This is a genomic window from Boseongicola aestuarii, from assembly GCF_900184815.1.
GTDB classification, from domain to species: domain Bacteria; phylum Pseudomonadota; class Alphaproteobacteria; order Rhodobacterales; family Rhodobacteraceae; genus Boseongicola; species Boseongicola aestuarii.
The window spans coordinates 249,018-267,461 of record NZ_FXXQ01000001.1 but is presented as its reverse complement, the minus strand read 5'-3'; the positions used below and the strand labels follow the sequence as shown (position 1 = coordinate 267,461).

Here is an 18,444-nt window from a genome sequence, read left to right as displayed (position 1 = left end):
TGCGGTGGGGTCCTTTTTCATTTGACTGACGGGTGTCGCAGGACTGACGTGATGTGGGTTTTAAACGGCGACAGCAACATCGTCGCCGTGTTGGCGCGCGGCTTTGCTGGCCATTTTCGCCGCAAGACGTTCCTGGGCCGGCGTGACGTAATCGTCCATGATCTTGCGGATTGCGATGATCTCTTTTTCGGTGCCCGAGGCAAGCCGCAGGGGCTTTTCACCGTTGATGAGGTAAATCAGGCAGTGACAGTCAGGACCGTCGATCGACTTGGTGACGCCGACGCCGATGACCTGATCGATATCGACCGTGGCCAGAACCTCGCCCCGGCCACGCGGGTTGCGCGACACAAAGCGGATTTCGCGGCGCTGGCGGTCGACCTGAACTTCGGGGCGAAAGCCGCGCGCTGAAATCGAGATTATCAGGCCCCCGGCCACCCCAAGAACAGCCGTCAGCATCAGTTTCATGGCGATCATATCGCCACCATAAAGACTGCCGGGCAGCACCCACTGGCCAAAAGCGCTGAGCAAAAGCACCCCCCCGAGGAAGGTCAGCGCCCATTCTGTCAGCGTCTCGCCCTTGTCTTCCCTCATGTCGGCGGGTCGGAGACGAAAACCCCAAGGCATGTTGATGAATTCAAGCCCCGGCTTGTCAGGGTCCACGTTTCCTGTGCTGCGCAATGCCATAAGGCGAAAGTCCCTTTTGGTTCCAGTCTGTGAAATTGTGATAGCCGGAAAAAAGGGCAACTTTTGGACGGGGTTGCATCATGAATGTGGACGTGTATAAGCCGCTGATCCGCCGCAATATTGATTGACCGGCGCAACCTCTCGTGGACGAGAGCGGCGGATGAGCCCTAGTCCTTTGAAGTGCGCCCTGAAAATGATGGAGATCGCATGCCCCTTTACGAGCATGTCATGATTGCGCGTCAGGACTTGTCCAACACGCAAGCCGAAGGCCTTATCGAACATTTTGGCACAGTCCTGTCCGACAATGGCGGAAGCCTTGTCGAGAACGAGTACTGGGGCGTCAAGACGATGGCCTACAAGATTAACAAAAACCGCAAGGGCCACTATGCCTTCATGAAGTCGGATGCACCTGCTGAAGCCGTTCAGGAGATGGAGCGTCTGATGCGTCTGCACGAAGACGTCATGCGCGTGTTGACCATCAAGGTCGACGCGCACGAAGAAGGCCCCTCGGTTCAAATGCGTAAATCAGACGAACGTGGCGAACGCCGCGAACGCCGCTAATCAGGAAGGACAATCAATATGGCTGGTAAACCATTTTTCCGCCGTCGTAAGGTCTGCCCTTTCTCGGGCGATAACGCACCTAAGATCGACTACAAGGACTCGAAACTGCTTCAGCGCTATATCTCTGAGCGCGGCAAGATCGTTCCGTCCCGTATCACCGCCGTTTCGGCCAAGAAGCAGCGTGAGCTGGCCCGTGCAATCAAACGCGCCCGCTTCCTCGCCCTTCTGCCATACGCCGTGAAATAAGGAGATTTGAGCAATGCAAGTTATCCTTTTGGAACGCGTGGCCAAGCTGGGTCAAATGGGCGACGTCGTGTCGGTCAAAGACGGCTATGCCCGCAACTATCTGTTGCCGCAGAAGAAAGCCCTTTGGGCGTCTGCAGCCAACATCAGCCAGTTCGAAGCGCAAAAAGCGCAGCTGGAAGCGCGTAATCTGGAGACCAAGAAAGAAGCTGAAGCGCTTGCCGCCAAGCTGGATGGTCAGCAGTTCGTCGTGATCCGGTCCGCATCGGATGGCGGTTCGCTCTATGGCTCTGTCACGACACGTGACGCTGCGGATGCCGCAACGGCAGAAGGCTTTTCGGTCGATCGCAAGCAGATTGTTCTGTCGGCACCGATCAAAGACCTTGGACTGCATGCTGTGACGGTCGTATTGCACCCTGAGGTGAACGCATCCATCGAGCTGAACGTCGCACGTTCCGTCGAAGAGGCCGAGCTTCAGGCGTCGGGCATCAACGTGGCAGATCAGGCAGCGGAAGAAGAAGCCGCAGCCGAGCTTGAGATCGCCGAGTTGTTCGAGGACATCGGTGCGGCTGAGCTTGATGAGCTGGCCTCCGCGGACGACGTTGCACCACGCAGCGAAGCTGTGGACGAGGCCGAAGAGTCGGACGAAGACAAAGCCTGACGTTTCGCAAGACAAAACATAAAAAGGCCGCTCACCCGAGCGGCCTTTTTTGTTTCTGCACAATGACTTGGAGCGGGACGTTTAACTGTTATGCGCCCGAATTTGTTCAGCCGCGTCCTTGTCGAATGTCACGCCTTTCGCTTCGAGAAGCGTGTCCAGCTCGCCCGACAGCGTCATCTCGGTGAAGATGTCGCAGCCGCCGACAAATTCGCCTTTCACGTAAAGTTGCGGGATTGTCGGCCAGTCGGAATATTCCTTGATGCCCTGACGGATTTCCTCGTCGGCGAGTACATTCACATCGGCGTAATCAACGCCCATGTAGTTCAGCACACCGGCCACTTTGCTTGAAAAACCGCATTGCGGCATTGTCTTCGTGCCTTTCATGAAAAGCACGACGTCATTGGTGGTCACTTTGTCTTTGATCTGATCCTGAGCGGACATTTATTTCTTCCTATCTCTTGTCGAGCGTTAATCGGGGGCTCTTGTGGTCAAAGCGAGGGCGTGAAGTTCGCCGTTTGCTCCGTCCATCTTGCCTTTCAATGCGGCATAGACTGCGCGTTGCTGTTGCACTCTGTTTTGGCCGCGAAAACTCTCATCAATCACGACAGCGGACATATGTACGCCGTCGTCGCCGTCGACCTTGATCTGCGCATTCGGAAAGGATTTGCGCAGTAAAGCTTCGATTTCATGGGCCTGCATGGGCATTTCGAAAGGGTCTCCTGTTCCTTGAACCAGATGTAGAGCCGAGGTGCGGGCCTTGCAAGGTTTGCCGGGCGTTTCCTGGAGGGAAGCGTTTGCCTCTCAGAGTTTGAGCGTGCTCTGCAAGGGGCTGGCGGGTTCCTATTGGTATCTAAGAAAGGGTGAACTGGGATCAGGCGAGTTTTTCAGCGAATGCAGAGCGATAGATTTGCGACAAGGTCGAAAGCGGTGCGCTTTCCGCGCCGAGGGTGATCTTGTCACCGCCGAATGTGCCGGCATTGGTGGCGGGCACACCAGCCACCTTGGCCTGCGACAGGAAGGTTTCCAGATTATCGGGATGTACTGCGACAAGGTAGCGGGCCTGATCTTCGCCGAAGAGCTGGCCGATCTCTTCAGAGACCAGTCTCAGGCCAACATTGGCCGCATCGGCCATTTCGAAGCCCGCCAGCGCAAGGCCGCCGTCCGAGAGATCGGTGGCCGCGCTTACAAGCGCTCCGTTTTCGCGCAGGAACGTGCCGTTGCGGCGTTCGGCGACAAGATCAACCACGGGAGCATCTCCGTCCTCACGCCCGAAAGCCTCGGCTAGAAGCGCGGATTGCCCAAGGTGACCCTGGGTGGCCCCGAGGACGACCGCGAAATCACCCGCCGACGGAAGGCCGCTGATAAGCGCATCCGGGGTGGTGATAAGCCCGACTGCGCCGATGGTTGGCGTCGGCAGGATGCCCTGCCCGTCGGTTTCGTTGTAAAGTGAAACGTTGCCGGACACGATAGGAGTATCGAGGGCAAGACAGGCTTCGCCGATGCCTTTGATTGCTCCGACGAACTGGCCCATGATCTCGGGCTTTTCTGGATTGCCGAAATTCAGATTGTCGGTTGTCGCCAGCGGTCTGGCGCCGACGGCACAGAGGTTGCGATAGGCTTCGGCGACGGCTTGTTTCCCACCTTCAAACGGATTTGCTTTGACATAGCGGGGCGTTACGTCGGACGTGAAGGCCAGCATCTTATCGGTGCCATGGACGCGGACAATCCCTGCCCCAAGGCCAGGGGCCTGCACCGTGTCGGCCATGACCTGACTGTCGTATTGCTCCCAGACCCAGTGCTTGCGCGCGTAATTCGGCGATGAGATCAGCGACTTCAGCGCGTCGATAGCCGCAATTTTCGGCACGTCGCCAAGAGGTGCCGCGGCAGGTGTTTCGACCCAGGGGCGATCGTATTCCGGCGCCGTCGAGGCCAGTTTCGAGAGCGGCAGATCGGCCATGATTGTGTCGTTGTGTACGATCAGGAAGCGGTCCTCGGCGATGGTTTCACCGACGATGGCAAAATCGAGATCCCATTTGTCGAAGATCGCTTTTGCTTCGGCTTCCTTCTCGGGCTTCAGCACCATGAGCATCCGCTCCTGGCTTTCCGAAAGCATCATTTCGTAGGCCGTCATGGCCTTTTCGCGCACCGGCACGAGGTTCAGGTTCAGCTTGATGCCCAAGCCGCCCTTGTCGCCCATTTCGACCGCCGAACAGGTCAGACCGGCCGCGCCCATGTCCTGAATGGAGATCACCGAACCCGAAGCCATAAGCTCGAGCGTGGCTTCCAGAAGCCGCTTTTCGGTGAAAGGATCGCCGACCTGAACCGTGGGGCGTTTTTCCTCGATCGTGTCGTCGAATTCGGCCGAGGCCATCGTCGCGCCACCTACCCCGTCGCGCCCGGTCTTGGCCCCCAGATAGACGACCGGCATTCCGATCCCCGAGGCGGCCGAGTAGAAAATCTTGTCGGCATCCGCCAGACCGGCGGCAAAGGCGTTGACCAGACAATTGCCGTTGTAGGCCGCATGAAAGCGGACTTCGCCGCCGATGGTCGGAACGCCGAACGGGTTTCCATAGCCGCCGACGCCTTCGACGACGCCCGCCACAAGCCGCTTGGTCTTTGGGTGCGTCACTTCCCCGAAGGACAGCGCATTCATCGCCGCGATCGGGCGCGCGCCCATGGTGAAGACGTCCCGAAGGATACCGCCAACGCCGGTGGCCGCACCTTGATAGGGTTCGATATAGCTGGGGTGATTATGGCTTTCCATTTTAAAAACAACGGCTTGTCCGTCGCCGATATCGACAACGCCTGCGTTCTCGCCGGGTCCACAAATGACCTGAGGCCCTTCAGTCGGAAGCGTTCTCAGCCACTTTTTCGAGGACTTATACGAGCAGTGCTCGTTCCACATGGCCGAGAAAATCCCAAGTTCGGTAAAGCTGGGCGCGCGATTGAGAATGCGCAGGATGTTGGCGTATTCCTGCGGCGTGAGGCCATGCGCCGCGATGACGTCTTCGGTGATGGTTGGCTCGGTCATGGGGCAGCCTCGATGGTCACTGGAGATTTCGCCAATGTCTTAAAAGACGCGGGCCGAATGCGAAAGTCCGAAAGCGCGCCCCGCGATGGTTTGCCGGGGCCTCGGGCTCTATTTGAGGCTTTTTTCCGCGCGCTGCTGAAGTTGCCGCAGGGCTTCAACGGCTTCGTCTGCGCGGCGTGTCGGCACGAACAGGTGGTCACTGTGCGCGGCTGAGACAACGTTGGCCGGGATATCGCGTTTTTCCAGCGTGCGCAGTGCTGCGCGCGTCACGCCGATCACATCGGGCGGCACATTGGCGAACAGCGTGATCTGGCGCAGCGTGAGGTCGAAAATGAGGCCAAGACGCACAGCTTCGGTGCGTGGGATAATCAGCGAAACCCCCTGATCCTCGACGAAGTAGGCCCTCGCGACGGACATGGCCTCGCGCGAGTCGGAATTATGCAGCATCGAGCAGTAAACAAATGTTCCGGGCTGCAGGATAGGCGCCAGACTGGCCACGCTTTCCTGAAGGGCACGCTCGGGGGAGTAATCGTCTGTCATGAATACCACTTTGAATTATTTGATATATTACGCCGATGTCGCGGCGATGACGCAAGAAAAAACGGTCGTTGTAATGAAATGATCCGCCAATACGAGCGGGTGCCTAGTGTGCTTTCGCCCAGTTGGCCCCCTTTCCGGCATCGACCGTCAGCGGTACCGTCAGATCGACGGCAGGCATCGAAGCGCCCTCCATCACGTCTTTTGCGACGGCGATCAGATCATCCGCCGCGCTCTCTTCAACCTCGAAAAGCAGTTCGTCATGCACCTGCAGCAGCATTTTTGCCGGAAGTTTGGCAATGGCGTCGGGCATACGGATCATCGCCCGCCGGATGACATCGGCGGCGGTGCCCTGAATGGGCGCGTTGATCGCAGCGCGCTTGGCGAAGCCTGCATGTGGTCCGCGATTGTTGATCTCAGGCGTGTTGATTTTGCGCCCGAACAAGGTTTGCACATAGCCGTGTTCTTTAGCGAAGGTGACGGTGTTGTCCATATAAGCCCGGATGCCGGGGAAGCGTTCGAAGTACCGGTCGATAAAGCCCTGGGCTTCGTCGCGCGGGATCCGCAAGTTGCGCGCCAGTCCGAACCCGGAAATACCGTAGATCACGCCGAAATTGATCGCTTTGGCCTGTCGGCGCACATCGGCCGTCATCTCGTCGAGTGGGACGTTGAACATCTCCGAGGCCGTCGCGGCATGGATGTCCTGACCTTCGAGAAATGCTTCTTTCAGCGCATCGATCCCGGCAATATGAGCAAGGATGCGCAGTTCGATCTGGCTATAGTCGAGGCTGACCAGCGTATGCCCCGGCGTTGCGATAAAGGCTTCACGGATGCGCCGCCCTTCTTCACTGCGCACGGGGATGTTCTGGAGGTTCGGGTCGGTCGAGGCCAGCCGCCCTGTGCTTGCCCCCGCAATCGAATAGGACGTGTGAACCCGGCCAGTGTCGGTGTTGATGTGGTCTTGAAGCGCGTCCGTGTAGGTCGACTTAAGCTTCTGGATCTGGCGCCAGTCCAGAACACGGCCCGGTAACTCATGCTCGGTCGCCAGATCTTCCAGCACATCCGCGGGTGTCGAATACTTGCCGTTCTTGCCCTTTTTACCGCCGGACAAGCCCATGGTTTCAAAGAGTATCTCGCCGACTTGAGCGGGGCTGCCGACATTGAAGCTGTGCCCGGCAAGCGCGTGGATTTCGTCTTCTAACTGTGCCATTTTCTGCGCAAAGGCGTTGGACATCTTCGAAAGGACCTCTCGGTCGACCTTGATGCCTGTCATTTCCATGTCCGCAAGCACGCCAACCAGGGGGCGTTCCAGCGTTTCATAGACGGTCGTCACGTGCTTCTTGTGCAGTTCAGGCTTGAACGCCTGCCAAAGCCGCAGCGTGATATCCGCGTCCTCGGCGGCGTACTTTACCGCGTCGTCCACGGCGACCCGGTCAAAGGTGATCTGGGCCTTGCCGCTGCCCAGAAGAGATTTGATTTCAATGGGATGGTGCCCGAGGTAGCGCTCGGAAAGAAGGTCCATCCCGTGATTATGAAGGCCCGCATGCATCGCATAGGACATTAACATCGTGTCGTCGATCGGAGCGACACTGACGCCGTAGCGAGCGAAAATCTTGGCGTCGTACTTCATGTTCTGACCGATTTTCAGAACCGAAGGATCTTCCAGCATCGGCCGCAACAGCGCCAACACGTCCTCCAAATCCAATTGGTCGTCCGCAAGCTCGTTTGATCCGAACAGATCGTCGGCCGCAGAGGCCTTGTGGGTCAGCGGGATGTAACACGCCTGCCCCGGCTCGATGCACATCGATATACCGACAAGCTCGGCCGTCATCTCGTTCAAAGCGGTGGTTTCGGTGTCGACCGCCACATAGCCCCGCGCATGAGCGCGCGCTATCCATTCCTCCAAGGCCTTGATATCGTTTACCTTGGTGTACCCGGTTGCATCGAACGGAATGGCTTCTGGCGGATCACTCGGTGATGTGGCGGAGCTTTCCTCTTCAGGAATGACCGGCACCTCGACATTCAGGGCTTCGGCGATGCGACGCGTGACGGTGCGAAACTCCATCTCGGTCAGAAACCCCAGAAGCTCGTCGGCAATCGGTTCCTTCACCTCAAGCGAGTCCAGCGCATAATCGAGGTCCATGTCGCAATCGAGCGTCACAAGTTTCTTGGAAAGCATAATTTGGTCGGCATTGTCGATCAGCGTCTGACGCCGCTTTGGCTGCTTTATCTCGTCGGCGCGCTCAAGAAGGTCTTCCAGAGAACCGTATTCATTGATCAAAAGGGCAGCGGTCTTTACGCCGATGCCGGGCGCGCCTGGCACGTTATCAACACTGTCGCCCGCCAACGCCTGCACATCGACGACTTTGTCCGGCGTCACGCCGAACTTGGCAACCACGCCGTCGCTGTCGATGCGCAGGTTTTTCATGGCGTCGAACATATCCACGCCGTCGCCGACCAATTGCATCAGGTCCTTGTCGGAGGACACGATCGTCACGCGCGCGCCGGCGTCGCGTGCGCGGCACGCCAATGTTGCGATGATGTCGTCGGCCTCAAAGCCTTCCTGTTCAAGACACGCGATATTGAAGGCCCGCGTGGCGTCGCGTGTCAGCGGTATCTGCGGTCGCAGGTCTTCCGGCATCGCCTCGCGATTGGCCTTGTACTGGTCGTAAAGATCGTTGCGGAAGGTGTGGCTGCCCTTGTCGAAAACGACCGCTGCGTGGGTCGGCGCGTCCGGCCCCCTGTTATCCTCAACGGTCTTCCAAAGCATGTTCACGAAACCCGATACGGCACCCACAGGCAATCCGTCGGACTTCCGCGTCAGCGGTGGCAGCGCATGATAGGCGCGGAAAATGAACGCTGACCCGTCAATCAGATGCAGATGATGACCCTTGCCAAATGCCATGTCGCGCGCCTTTTCCTGTTGTGCGACAAGTGATGCCCCAACGCGCGGGTCGGCGCAACGGCTGCGACCGCCTCAGAGTACAAAACTGATCGCCCGTTTAGGCTATTTCAGCGTCGCCCCAACCGGAGGCGCTTCGCGCTTTCCCGCCGCGATCTCCGCCCGCCAGCGGGCATGTACGACCTCTTGCGGCACCCAGTCATATCGCGTGTCTTCCGGCACCGGCGCCCAAGCCAGCCGCCCTCCATAACGCCAGGGGTCAAGCACCATCGCATCGCGAAGCCCGCCGCCACGCGGCGCCAGCAGGGCCGTCGAATGGTCTATCAGCCAGTCGCTTTCAGCATTCGCGATCGCGCGCAATACATCGAGCGTCTGAAAGTTTTCCTTCAGCAGCCGGTTCTCCATATCCTCGGCCCAATGCCAGCACAGCCCCCGCGGTTTCAGACCCATATTTACCTTGGTATTATGGACAAGCGGCGCATCCGCGATTTCATACTCGCGCGCCAGAATGGCCGTATATTCATAGGCAATGCGCGCCGCGCGCGCGGCTTCGTCCGGATCGACCTCTGGCCCCAGCGCCAACAGCCCCGCTTCCAGCTTGGCCACGTCGTGCGACGAAACATCCGTTGGTCCGTAACTCCCGCAAGCCGCCAGCACGCCCAATGCAAGGCCCAGAAACACGCTTCGAATTAACGACACTTTCAACCTTTCTTTTTGGCAAAAATATCCAATTCTGCCAGGTGCCTTTGCAAGTCGCACCTCAACGGCCCTTGAATAGACCACCAAGAATGCCGCGCACAATGCGTCGTCCGGTCGTGCCCTTCAATTCCTTGACAACCATCTTCGTCAAAGCGTCGCCAAATCCGCCCGTCGAGCGCGTGCTGGAGCGCGACGTCGACCTGCCCACGCGTTCGCCTTCATAGCGCCGCCCGGTCTTGTAGGCGCTCTCCGCCTCCTTTGCTTCGGCTTCCTGCCGTTCGGCCTCTTCTGCGGCTTTCGCAGCTTCTTCGGCGCGTCCGCGCAACAGCTCATAGGCACTTTCGCGATCCTTCTTCGCCTCGTACTTTCCGGCGATGGGCGAGGCATTGATGACCTCGCGTCGCTCGGCGGAGGTGATCGGCCCAAGCTGCGAGGACGGCGGGCGGATCAAGGTGCGTTCCACCACGCCGGGTGCGCCCTTTGCTTCCAGAAACGACGTCACGGCCTCGCCGACGCCGACTTCGCGGATCGCGTCCTCGGTCGAAAAGCGCGGGTTGTCGCGATAGGTTTGCGCCGCCATCTTCAACTGTTTGCGATCCCGCGCGGTAAACGCACGCAACGCGTGCTGGATCCGGTTGCCAAGCTGGCCCAAAATGTCTTCCGGCACATCCGAAGGGTTCTGGGTCACAAAGTAGACACCCACCCCCTTCGAGCGGATCAGCCGCGCCACCTGCTCTACCTTGTCGACCAGTGCTTTCGGGGCATCATCGAACAGCAAATGCGCTTCGTCGAAAAAGAACACCAGACGCGGTTTGTCGGGATCACCGACCTCGGGGAGCTCCTCGAACAGTTCCGACAACAGCCAAAGAAGTGACGTCGCATAAAGCCGTGGCGAGCCCATTAACTTGTCGGCGGCCAGAATATTGATGCGCCCGCGTCCGTCGATATCGGTGCGCATGATATCGGTCAGCTCAAGCGCGGGCTCACCGAAGAAATTTGTGCCCCCCTGATTCTCCAGCACCAGAAGCTGGCGCTGGATGGCCCCGATCGAAGCGGTCGAGATATTGCCATAGCGCAAGGATAATTCCCCGCGATTCTCGCCAAGCCAGACCAGCATCGCCTGCAGATCTTTCAGGTCAAGAAGCGGCATCCCCTCTTCGTCAGCGACCCTAACGGCGATGTTCAGTACACCTTCCTGGGCGTCAGTCAGTTCCAGCAAACGTGACAGCAAGAGCGGCCCCATTTCGCTGACCGTCGTGCGAATTGGATGACCCTGTTCGCCAAAGAGATCCCAGAAGGTGACCGGAAACGCGCCGTAGCTGTAATCGTCGAAACCGATGATGCCCGCGCGTTTGGTGAAGGCGTCATGCAGCTTGAATGTCTCGCTGCCCGAGCGCGCCAACCCGGAGAGGTCGCCCTTCACGTCCGACAGGAACACCGGAACGCCCTCGGATGCAAAGCTCTCGGCCATGATCTGAAGCGTCACCGTTTTGCCCGTTCCCGTCGCGCCCGCGACCAATCCGTGCCGGTTGGCATATTTCAGCAAGAGGCCCTGATATGTCGCGTAATCTTCGCCGCCGCCGCCCATGAAAATCGTGTCTGACACCTGTTGCCCTCGCTTTGATCCCTGCGTTCGCAGGCAGAATAACTTGTTAACCTTTATGTGCCAAAGTGAACCGGTTCTGAAAGCGCAATCGCGCGATTTTGGACACTTCCTCCCTGTCGACTGGCCGCGCCGTCAAAAGCACGGTCTCTTTTTGCCGTCTTGCAAGGCCTCGCAGTAGACGTCGAAAAAAAGTGATAAGTTGACAGTTGACGGGGCCACTCTGCTGCAATAGCTTTCGCTCAATAAATAAGTCGGCCAGTCCGGCAGGGAGAAAAGAAAAGCAGGGCCTGAGCTTCAGGTCCTGCTTTTTTATGTATCGCGGCGCGTGCGGAAATCCCGACAGAACCGGTCCTGACAAGAACGTGACGGCGAAGCTTTGCCGCCGCAGACCTCGGGCGCTGACATGGTGGAACGTCCGTGATAAGCCTCGCTGGAAAAGCGGTTTCCGCATGGGAGAAAACATGACGAACCTATTGAAATTGATGTGCTTTGTTTTGGCGGCTGGTCTTTATGGCACGGCGTACGCTCAGACGGCCGAGACGGGTGAAACCGAAACCGCCGAGGCCGAGGCGCCCGGCTCCGACACCGGCGAACCCGCGCCCGGAGCGACTTTTGTCGCCGGCACATATTCGGATTGGGAGTTGCGTTGCCTGCGTCTTGAAAATGGTCGCGACCGTTGCCAGATGTACCAGCTTTTGCTCGATAGCACCGGACAGGCAGTGGCCGAAGTGAACCTTTTCGCGATACCTCCCGGCAGCCCGGCCGAAGCGGGCGCCACCATCATCACGCCTCTGGAAACCCTGTTGACCGCCGACCTGCGTCTTGTGGTGGATGAAGGCGAGGCGCGGCGCTATCCCTACAGTTTCTGTTCCACCGAGGGCTGCATCGCCCGGCTTGGTTTCACGCCCGAAGAAGTGGCCGAATTCAAGCGCGGCGCGAAAGGCACGATCACAATCGTCCCTGCTTTGGCACCGGACCAGACGGTTAACCTGACGATGTCGCTTTCGGGGTTCACGGCGTCCTTTGAAGAAATGATGACCCGCGCAGGTCTGCGCTAGCCGCTGCGAGATCGGGGGCGTGCATTACTCCCCCGACATCCGCTGGACGGCTTGCACAAGTTGCGCGGTTGAGCCGTCTTTTCCGTCGGTTCCGACCTCGCCTGCGACCACGGGTTCCAACGCCTTGGCCAGTTCCTTACCAAGCTCGACACCCCACTGGTCATAGGAGTTGATGCCGAGGATCGCGCCTTCGACGAACACGCGGTGTTCGTAAAGTGCAATGATTTGGCCCAGCACGAAGGGCGTCAGCTTTGGATAGACAAGGGTCGTGGAGGGGCGGTTTCCAGGGAAAACGCGGTGCGCCGCCTGGCGTTCCAGTTCGGCGCCTTCGAACTTGTCCGCAACGATGGCGCGTGCTTCGTCCAGCGTACGCCCCCGCATGAGGGCCTCGGATTGTGCCAGACAATTGGCGACAAGAAGTCTGTGCTGATGCGCCAGATCCGCCTCGAAACCCTGTGCTGCGACCATGAATTCACACGGCACCACTCGCGTGCCCTGATGGATCAGCTGATAGAACGCATGTTGACCATTGGTCCCCGGCTCGCCCCAGACAATGGGGCCGGAATTGTCCGTGAGGGTCGTGCCGCCCATCGCCGTGCTCTTGCCGTTGCTCTCCATTTCAAGCTGCTGGAGATAGGCCGGGAGGCGCGATAAGCGCTGCTCATAGGGCAGCACCGCGCGGGTGGCGTGGTCCAGACCCTGATTGTGCCAGATACCGGTGAGCGCCAGCATCACCGGGAGGTTTTCCTGCGGCGCCGCTACTTGGAAATGCTGATCCATCCATGCGCCACCCTTCAGGAACGCGCGGAAGCTTTCTGGGCCCGTGGCAATCATCAGAGCCAAGCCAATCGGGCCCCACATGGAATAGCGCCCGCCGACCCAATCCTCGAATCCGAAGACGCGCTCGGGGTCGATCCCGAAGGCGCCGGTCTTGTCGGCCGCAGTCGAAAGTGCAGCGAACTGTGCCGCCGGATGCGCGACGCTCTCGCTCATCCAGGCTTTTGCCGTCGCGGCGTTGGTCATGGTTTCAATCGTTGTGAAGGTCTTGGAGGCGACGACGACCAGCGTGGTGCGCGCATCCAGACTCCGAAGCGTGTCGGCAATATGCGCGGCATCGACGTTCGATACATAATGGCATCTGGGTCCGTCGTGATAAGGCGCAAGAGCTAGCGTCGCCATGGCAGGTCCAAGGTCAGAGCCCCCGATACCGATATTGACCACATCCGTGATCTGACCGCCCTCGCCCTTGAAGCGCCCTTCGCGCACGTCATTGGCAAAGGTTTCCATGCGCTTGAGAGTCGCCAGAACGCCGGGCATCACATCGACACCGCCAACCATCACCGGACCGCCATCGAGATTGCGCAAGGCGGTGTGAAGCACGGCCCGGCCTTCGGTTTCGTTGATGGCTTCACCGCTGAACATCGCGTCCCGGCGGGAGGCGACGTCGGCGCGTTCAAACAGATCGATCAGAGCCTGCCGACCCGTCGAGTCAATGGACGTCTTTGAGTAATCGAATAGCAGATCGCCCGCCGACACCGAGAAGGCGCGTGCGCGGTCTGGGTCGTCGAAACGGTTCAGAATAGGCGTTTTCGCGGCAGACTTGGCCGCCGATTTCAGGTTCGTGAAGTCCATCTCGTCCTCTTGCGGGCGGTTACGGGGCCCAATGCACGGTTGCGCTGCCAAGAACAGCCGCGATCGGAGCCTCTTTTGGGGAAAGTTTGCGGGCACGCTCGACACTGGCGCGTTTCTCGTCGCCTGTGATCAAGACATGCGTGGTCATTGCGCCCTTCAGAACGCGGGCACTCAGCGTCAGACGCGGTTCAAGATCGCCGTCCGGCGGTGTGATCGCCATCAAGGACGGCGCGTTCTGCGCGAGGGCGTCGCCCAACTCGGGCGCGCCGGGAAAGAGCGAGGCCGTGTGCATGTCCGCGCCCATCCCGAGCAGCAGAACCGAGATCGGCAGTTCTGCGTCCAGTCGCGCGCGGACATTTGCCCAATCGGCATCGGTTTCGGGTACAAGGCGTACGAATTTCGCCGCCGATGCCCGACCCGTCAACAACCGCTCTCGCACAAGACGTTCGTTCGAGCGGGGGTGATCGGCCGGCACACGACGCTCGTCGGACAGCAAGACATGCACACGTGACCAGTCCAGATCGGCAGCCGACAACGCGTCGAACATCGGTCCCGGCGTCGTGCCACCCGGAACCACAAGTGAGACCCAGGGATGCTCGAAGAGGCTGTTTTTGAGCTCCCCTGCGATCCGGTTCGCAAGGTCCATCATCATCATTTCAGAGTCAGGGTATGTTTCCAGATGCATAACGCGCCTTTCCGGCCTGCGGTTCTGTCAGGCCTTGATATCCAGCCAGCGACGCCCCTCGCGGTGCATCAGCACAGCGGCGTCTTCCGGGCCGGTTGTTCCCACATCATAAGGTTTCGGTCGCTCGCCCCGCCTTGTCCAGTCCTCAATGATCGGGTCCGTCCAGCTCCAGGCCGCTTCCACCTCGTCGCCGCGCATGAACAACGTCTGGTTTCCGCGGATCACATCCATGATCAACCGCTCATAAGCGTCCGGGACACCTTCGGCTTCTGGGCCAAGCGCGTCCGCAAAGGTCATATCCAGCGGCACATCAACAAGCCGCATGCCCCCCGGTCCCGGCTCCTTGATCGTCACACCAAGCGTGATGCCCTCGTTTGGCTGCAACCGGATCGACAGAATGTTGCGATGACGCCCGCTGTCCTTGTCGAAGATCGAGTGCGGAGTCTCTTTGAACACGATCGAGATCTCGGAAGTCCGTGCTTTCATCCGCTTGCCCGTGCGCAGATAAAACGGCACGCCTGCCCATCTCCAGTTCGAAATGGCCAGTTTCATCGCAATGAAACTTTCAGTGATGCTGTCGTTGCTCTCGACCTCTTCCAGATAGCCTTTGCCATCGGTGGCTGATTCGTATTGACCGCGGACGATATCATCGCGCTTGGGCGGATCCAGAGCGCGGATCACCTTGAGCTTTTCGTCACGCACCGCGTCGGGATCGAAATGTGAAGGCGGTTCCATCGCAATCAGACACAACAACTGCATCAGATGGTTTTGCACCATATCGCGCATCGCGCCGGATTTGTCGTAATAGGCTCCCCTGCCCCCGACACCCACGGTTTCGGCCACGGTGATCTGAACATGATCGACGTATTGCGCGTTCCATAGCGGTTCGAACAGCATGTTGCCGAACCTCACAGCCATGAGGTTCTGAACGGTTTCTTTACCGAGATAATGATCGATCCGGTAAATCTGGCTTTCGTCGAAATGATCGCGCAGCGTCGAGTTCAGTTTCTTGGCGCTTCCAAGGTCGCGTCCAAACGGTTTTTCTACGACGATACGCGCGCCGGGCCCTGCGATCTTGTTTGTGTGAAGGCGTTCAGCAAGATCTCCGAACAGGCTTGGCGCGACCGAGAAATAGAACGCCTGGATCGTGTCTTTGTCGTTGCGCACAAGCTTTTTCAGCGCGCCCCAGCCTTCGGTTCCCGTTGCGTCGATCCGCACGTAATGCAACTGGTCGAGAAACGCTTTGACCTCTTTCGCCGAAAAGCTGTCCTTGGGCAGGAATTCTTCGAGTGCCGCCTTGATGTCCCGGCGAAACGCGGCGTCTGACAATTCAGACCGCGCAGCCCCGATAATGCGCGATTGCGCGGGCATCTGACCTGAACAAAAACGACGAAACAGGCCGGGCAGGATCTTGCGGCGCGCCAGATCGCCCGTGCCTCCGAAAATCACGAGGTCGAAGTCGTCGACCGGAATGACGCGCGATACCATGAGATTCTCCTTCCCGGATTCGCGAAGCGTTGTTACCGCTAACGGCAACAGTTGTCCCGCGATACTCCGAACGCGCGGCCAAGTCCAGATGCACACGAAATCATCACAAGTCCATCACGTTATGAACAGCACGCTTTATGAGCGAAGAAATTCCGAATAGGTAGTCCTCAGCCTCAAACCGATGGATGACATGAAAGATCAAATTGCCTCCACGAGCCCTGTTGCGAAATTCAGTGACCCGTTCACCACCGCCAAGGGCGAGGAACGTGCAGTTGTCGCCTTTTCGAACCCTGAAACGCTCTGGTTCAACACGGGCACGCTTTGCAATATCGAATGCGTGAACTGCTATATCCAGTCGTCACCCTCCAATGACCGTCTGGTTTACATTACCGCAGACGAGGTCACGGACTATCTGGACCAGCTTGAGGATCGCCGCTGGAAACTGCGCGAGATCGCGTTTACTGGCGGCGAGCCGTTCATGAACCCCGAAATGATCGAAATCACCCGGCGGTCGCTTGAACGGGGCTACGACGTGCTGATCCTGACCAATGCGATGCGTCCGATGATGCGCAAGTCAATGCAAAACGGGCTGATCGCGCTGTCTCAGGCGTATCCGGGCAAGCTGACGTTGCGCATTTCGGTCGATCACTCGTCCGCAAAACATCACGACACCGAGCGTGGCGAGGGGGCGTTTGAAAAGACCCTGACGGGTATGCGCTGGTTGCGCGATGCCGGAATACGCATGGCGGTTGCCGGTCGCACGGTCTGGGGCGAGAGCGAGGCGGAATCACGTGCCGGGTATGCCGCCCTTTTCAAGCGCGAGGGCTTCGAGATCTCGGCTGCCGATCCCGGTCAGACCGTGTTGTTTCCCGAGATGGACGAAAACGCGGATGTTCCCGAGATTACAACGGCTTGTTGGGATATCCTCGACATTTCATCAACCAGTGTGATGTGCGCGTCGTCGCGGATGGTGGTCAAGCGGCGCGGAGCAGAAAAACCGGCGGTAGTTGCTTGCACGTTGTTGCCCTACGACGCCGAGTTCGAGCTGGGAGCAACGCTGGAAGAGGCCGAGACATCCGTCCGGCTGAACCATCCCCATTGTACGAAATTCTGCGTTCTGGGTGGGGCGAGTTGCTCCGCGTGATCTTTCGTCAGGCTTCCAGTTCGGCGTCCCAGTAAAGGAAATCCAGCCATGTGTCGTGCAGGTGGTTCGGCGGGAATTTGCGTCCCTGATTGCGCAATTCTTCCGCTGCGGGCCGTCTTGGCGGTTTGCGCAAGGCCATCCCGACCTGCCGGATCGATTTCGAGCCCTTTTTCAGGTTGCACCGCGAACAGGCCGCCACGACGTTTTCCCAGCTTGTGACGCCGCCGCGGGCGCGTGGCACCACGTGATCGAACGTCAGATCGCCGCGCGCGCCGCAATACTGGCAACAGAATTCGTCCCTCAAGAAAAGATTAAAGCGCGTGAAGGCCACGCGCTTTTGGGGTTGGATATAGTCTTTCAGAACAACGACCGACGGGATTTTGATCTCGACCGACGGACTTCGCACGACGTCTTCGTATTCCGCGACGATCTGTACCCGATCGAGATACACCGCCTTTATCGCCTCCTGCCAGGGCCAGAGCGACAACGGATAATATGACAGGGGTCGATAATCCGCGTTCAGTACCAAAGCGGGCTTGTGACGCAGGCACCCAGGTTCTCGCACAAAACTCGTTCTGAAGTCTCCGTCCATTCTTCCGCTCACCTCTGACCCATGTCCGGTTTCACCCAAAGCGCATATGATCCGCCTCGGGCCTCAACTTCGACTATATATAGGGGCCGCAATCACGCAAGCCCCACAATAGCACGGCATGGTGAAAGCGTTGGTGAGGAAATATGACAGGAGGATGAACCGCCGCGTCAGCCAGCGGCCCAGGGTCTCAAACGCATTCAGCCTGCGCCCGTGCCGTGACCCCCTTTTCCCAAAACACAAGACACCCGCGGCCCGCGTTCTTTGCCTGGTACATCGCCATATCGGCAAGCGTCAGCATTGCTTCGATGTCTTCGAATTGCGGCATCTCGACCGCTCCGATCGAGGCCGTAACCTTTACGTCACGGTCCGCTTGCGAAAGGGTCAGAGACGCGCCGGCACAGATCCGCTCTCCGATTTGTTGGGCCGCTTCCATCGGGGCATCCACCAGAAACACGCCAAATTCCTCGCCGCCAAGCCTGCCGACCACATCGTTGGTTCGAACCTGTTCGCGCAAGACATCCGCCATGGCGCGCAAACAGTCATCGCCGACCGTGTGGCCGTAAGTATCGTTGATCTGCTTGAAATGGTCGAGATCGATCATCATCATGATGCCGCGCGACTGGGAAGTGGCGTTTTCCGACGCTGACATGAACGCACGGCGGTTTGACAAGCCGGTCAGCAAATCAGTCGCCGCCAGCTTTGCAAGATCCCTTCGCAATGTGTTGAGATACCAGATCGCGGCCAACGCAATCAGGCTGAACGGAACAGAAAGGATCAAGGTCGCCAAAACATGTTCTGCCGCATGGTGCGTGTCCGCGTCATGCACCAGGATTTCGATCTGGAAGAAGGCCAACACCACCGCAGCGTTGACCAGCACGGCTTTGGAAAGGAAGTTGATGCCGTCTTTCGGGGTCACAAATG

General features: G+C 58.8%; 18 protein-coding genes. 5 read left to right on the top strand and 13 right to left on the bottom strand.

What is annotated here, in order from left to right:
- Nucleotides 1-60 precede the first annotated feature (60 nt).
- Nucleotides 61-684 (bottom strand): hypothetical protein, encoded by a 624-nt coding sequence (locus BOA8489_RS01315; RefSeq protein ID WP_093972168.1) that lies wholly within the window; start codon nt 682-684, stop codon nt 61-63.
- Between the two features lie 207 nt (nt 685-891).
- Between BOA8489_RS01315 and rpsF the strand changes: the two genes are divergently transcribed.
- Genes rpsF through rplI form a run of 3 tightly spaced genes read left to right on the top strand, consistent with a single transcriptional unit; the run spans nt 892 to nt 2,149 of the window.
- Nucleotides 892-1,245 (top strand): 30S ribosomal protein S6, encoded by a 354-nt coding sequence (gene rpsF, locus BOA8489_RS01310; RefSeq protein WP_093972167.1) that lies wholly within the window; start codon nt 892-894, stop codon nt 1,243-1,245.
- Nucleotides 1,246-1,263: 18 nt separating this feature from the next.
- Nucleotides 1,264-1,491, top strand: coding sequence for a 30S ribosomal protein S18 (rpsR, locus tag BOA8489_RS01305; RefSeq protein ID WP_093972166.1), 228 nt, complete (start codon nt 1,264-1,266; stop codon nt 1,489-1,491).
- 13 nt (nt 1,492-1,504) lie between these two features.
- Entirely contained in the window at nt 1,505-2,149 is a 645-nt protein-coding gene (gene rplI / locus BOA8489_RS01300; protein WP_093972165.1) for a 50S ribosomal protein L9, read from the top strand.
- Between the two features lie 81 nt (nt 2,150-2,230).
- On the opposite strand, the gene grxD is transcribed toward rplI, so the two are convergent.
- The 7 genes from grxD to BOA8489_RS01265 form a co-directional block, all read right to left on the bottom strand.
- On the bottom strand, nt 2,231-2,590 hold the full coding sequence (gene grxD, locus BOA8489_RS01295; protein WP_093972164.1) for a Grx4 family monothiol glutaredoxin: 360 nt from the start codon (nt 2,588-2,590) through the stop codon (nt 2,231-2,233).
- A 27-nt stretch (nt 2,591-2,617) separates the two neighbouring features.
- A complete protein-coding gene (locus BOA8489_RS01290) occupies nt 2,618-2,854 on the bottom strand; it encodes a BolA/IbaG family iron-sulfur metabolism protein (RefSeq protein ID WP_093972163.1) in 237 nt (78 codons plus the stop codon).
- Between the two features lie 166 nt (nt 2,855-3,020).
- Entirely contained in the window at nt 3,021-5,180 is a 2,160-nt protein-coding gene (gene purL / locus BOA8489_RS01285) for a phosphoribosylformylglycinamidine synthase subunit PurL (RefSeq protein ID WP_093972162.1), read from the bottom strand.
- Between the two features lie 108 nt (nt 5,181-5,288).
- Nucleotides 5,289-5,720, bottom strand: a complete 432-nt coding sequence (locus BOA8489_RS01280) for an ACT domain-containing protein (protein WP_093972161.1) — start codon at nt 5,718-5,720, stop codon at nt 5,289-5,291.
- Between the two features lie 103 nt (nt 5,721-5,823).
- Nucleotides 5,824-8,622 (bottom strand): DNA polymerase I, encoded by a 2,799-nt coding sequence (gene polA / locus BOA8489_RS01275; RefSeq protein WP_093972160.1) that lies wholly within the window; start codon nt 8,620-8,622, stop codon nt 5,824-5,826.
- A 102-nt stretch (nt 8,623-8,724) separates the two neighbouring features.
- Complete coding sequence (locus BOA8489_RS01270) at nt 8,725-9,318, bottom strand: hypothetical protein (protein WP_093972478.1); 594 nt, start codon at nt 9,316-9,318, stop codon at nt 8,725-8,727.
- A 61-nt stretch (nt 9,319-9,379) separates the two neighbouring features.
- A complete protein-coding gene (locus BOA8489_RS01265) occupies nt 9,380-10,906 on the bottom strand; it encodes a helicase HerA-like domain-containing protein (RefSeq protein WP_370807046.1) in 1,527 nt (508 codons plus the stop codon).
- Between the two features lie 479 nt (nt 10,907-11,385).
- Here BOA8489_RS01265 and BOA8489_RS01260 point away from each other — a divergent pair, with 479 nt between their 5' ends.
- On the top strand, nt 11,386-11,982 hold the full coding sequence (locus BOA8489_RS01260; protein ID WP_176440170.1) for an invasion associated locus B family protein: 597 nt from the start codon (nt 11,386-11,388) through the stop codon (nt 11,980-11,982).
- Between the two features lie 24 nt (nt 11,983-12,006).
- Here BOA8489_RS01260 and pgi read toward each other — a convergent pair whose 3' ends face one another.
- The 3 genes from pgi to zwf are packed head-to-tail and all read right to left on the bottom strand — an operon-like array spanning nt 12,007 to nt 15,787.
- On the bottom strand, nt 12,007-13,614 hold the full coding sequence (gene pgi, locus BOA8489_RS01255; RefSeq protein WP_093972157.1) for a glucose-6-phosphate isomerase: 1,608 nt from the start codon (nt 13,612-13,614) through the stop codon (nt 12,007-12,009).
- 19 nt (nt 13,615-13,633) lie between these two features.
- Nucleotides 13,634-14,299, bottom strand: a complete 666-nt coding sequence (gene pgl, locus BOA8489_RS01250; RefSeq protein WP_093972156.1) for a 6-phosphogluconolactonase — start codon at nt 14,297-14,299, stop codon at nt 13,634-13,636.
- Nucleotides 14,300-14,326: 27 nt separating this feature from the next.
- On the bottom strand, nt 14,327-15,787 hold the full coding sequence (gene zwf, locus BOA8489_RS01245) for a glucose-6-phosphate dehydrogenase (protein ID WP_093972155.1): 1,461 nt from the start codon (nt 15,785-15,787) through the stop codon (nt 14,327-14,329).
- Between the two features lie 190 nt (nt 15,788-15,977).
- Here zwf and BOA8489_RS01240 point away from each other — a divergent pair, with 190 nt between their 5' ends.
- Nucleotides 15,978-16,931 carry a radical SAM protein gene (locus BOA8489_RS01240; RefSeq protein ID WP_093972477.1) on the top strand — a complete coding sequence of 318 codons (954 nt, stop codon included), beginning with the start codon at nt 15,978-15,980 and terminating at the stop codon, nt 16,929-16,931.
- A gap of 7 nt (nt 16,932-16,938) precedes the next feature.
- Here BOA8489_RS01240 and BOA8489_RS01235 read toward each other — a convergent pair whose 3' ends face one another.
- Together BOA8489_RS01235 and BOA8489_RS01230 are read right to left on the bottom strand one after the other, a co-directional pair.
- Entirely contained in the window at nt 16,939-17,523 is a 585-nt protein-coding gene (locus BOA8489_RS01235; RefSeq protein WP_093972154.1) for an HNH endonuclease, read from the bottom strand.
- Between the two features lie 187 nt (nt 17,524-17,710).
- Nucleotides 17,711-18,439 (bottom strand): GGDEF domain-containing protein, encoded by a 729-nt coding sequence (locus BOA8489_RS01230; RefSeq protein ID WP_176440169.1) that lies wholly within the window; start codon nt 18,437-18,439, stop codon nt 17,711-17,713.
- Between the last annotated feature and the right edge of the window lie 5 nt (nt 18,440-18,444).

What these genes read in the sequence shown, in the direction of transcription:
- BOA8489_RS01315 (WP_093972168.1), bottom strand. Translation starts at nt 684, where the DNA reads ATGGCATTGCGCAGCACAGGAAACGTGGACCCTGACAAGCCGGGGCTT.
- rpsF (WP_093972167.1), top strand. Translation starts at nt 892, where the DNA reads ATGCCCCTTTACGAGCATGTCATGATTGCGCGTCAGGACTTGTCCAAC.
- rpsR (WP_093972166.1), top strand. Translation starts at nt 1,264, where the DNA reads ATGGCTGGTAAACCATTTTTCCGCCGTCGTAAGGTCTGCCCTTTCTCG.
- rplI (WP_093972165.1), top strand. Translation starts at nt 1,505, where the DNA reads ATGCAAGTTATCCTTTTGGAACGCGTGGCCAAGCTGGGTCAAATGGGC.
- grxD (WP_093972164.1), bottom strand. Translation starts at nt 2,590, where the DNA reads ATGTCCGCTCAGGATCAGATCAAAGACAAAGTGACCACCAATGACGTC.
- BOA8489_RS01290 (WP_093972163.1), bottom strand. Translation starts at nt 2,854, where the DNA reads ATGCCCATGCAGGCCCATGAAATCGAAGCTTTACTGCGCAAATCCTTT.
- purL (WP_093972162.1), bottom strand. Translation starts at nt 5,180, where the DNA reads ATGACCGAGCCAACCATCACCGAAGACGTCATCGCGGCGCATGGCCTC.
- BOA8489_RS01280 (WP_093972161.1), bottom strand. Translation starts at nt 5,720, where the DNA reads ATGACAGACGATTACTCCCCCGAGCGTGCCCTTCAGGAAAGCGTGGCC.
- polA (WP_093972160.1), bottom strand. Translation starts at nt 8,622, where the DNA reads ATGGCATTTGGCAAGGGTCATCATCTGCATCTGATTGACGGGTCAGCG.
- BOA8489_RS01265 (WP_370807046.1), bottom strand. Translation starts at nt 10,906, where the DNA reads ATGGGCGGCGGCGGCGAAGATTACGCGACATATCAGGGCCTCTTGCTG.
- BOA8489_RS01260 (WP_176440170.1), top strand. Translation starts at nt 11,386, where the DNA reads ATGACGAACCTATTGAAATTGATGTGCTTTGTTTTGGCGGCTGGTCTT.
- pgi (WP_093972157.1), bottom strand. Translation starts at nt 13,614, where the DNA reads ATGGACTTCACGAACCTGAAATCGGCGGCCAAGTCTGCCGCGAAAACG.
- pgl (WP_093972156.1), bottom strand. Translation starts at nt 14,299, where the DNA reads ATGCATCTGGAAACATACCCTGACTCTGAAATGATGATGATGGACCTT.
- zwf (WP_093972155.1), bottom strand. Translation starts at nt 15,787, where the DNA reads ATGGTATCGCGCGTCATTCCGGTCGACGACTTCGACCTCGTGATTTTC.
- BOA8489_RS01240 (WP_093972477.1), top strand. Translation starts at nt 15,978, where the DNA reads ATGAAAGATCAAATTGCCTCCACGAGCCCTGTTGCGAAATTCAGTGAC.
- BOA8489_RS01235 (WP_093972154.1), bottom strand. Translation starts at nt 17,523, where the DNA reads ATGGACGGAGACTTCAGAACGAGTTTTGTGCGAGAACCTGGGTGCCTG.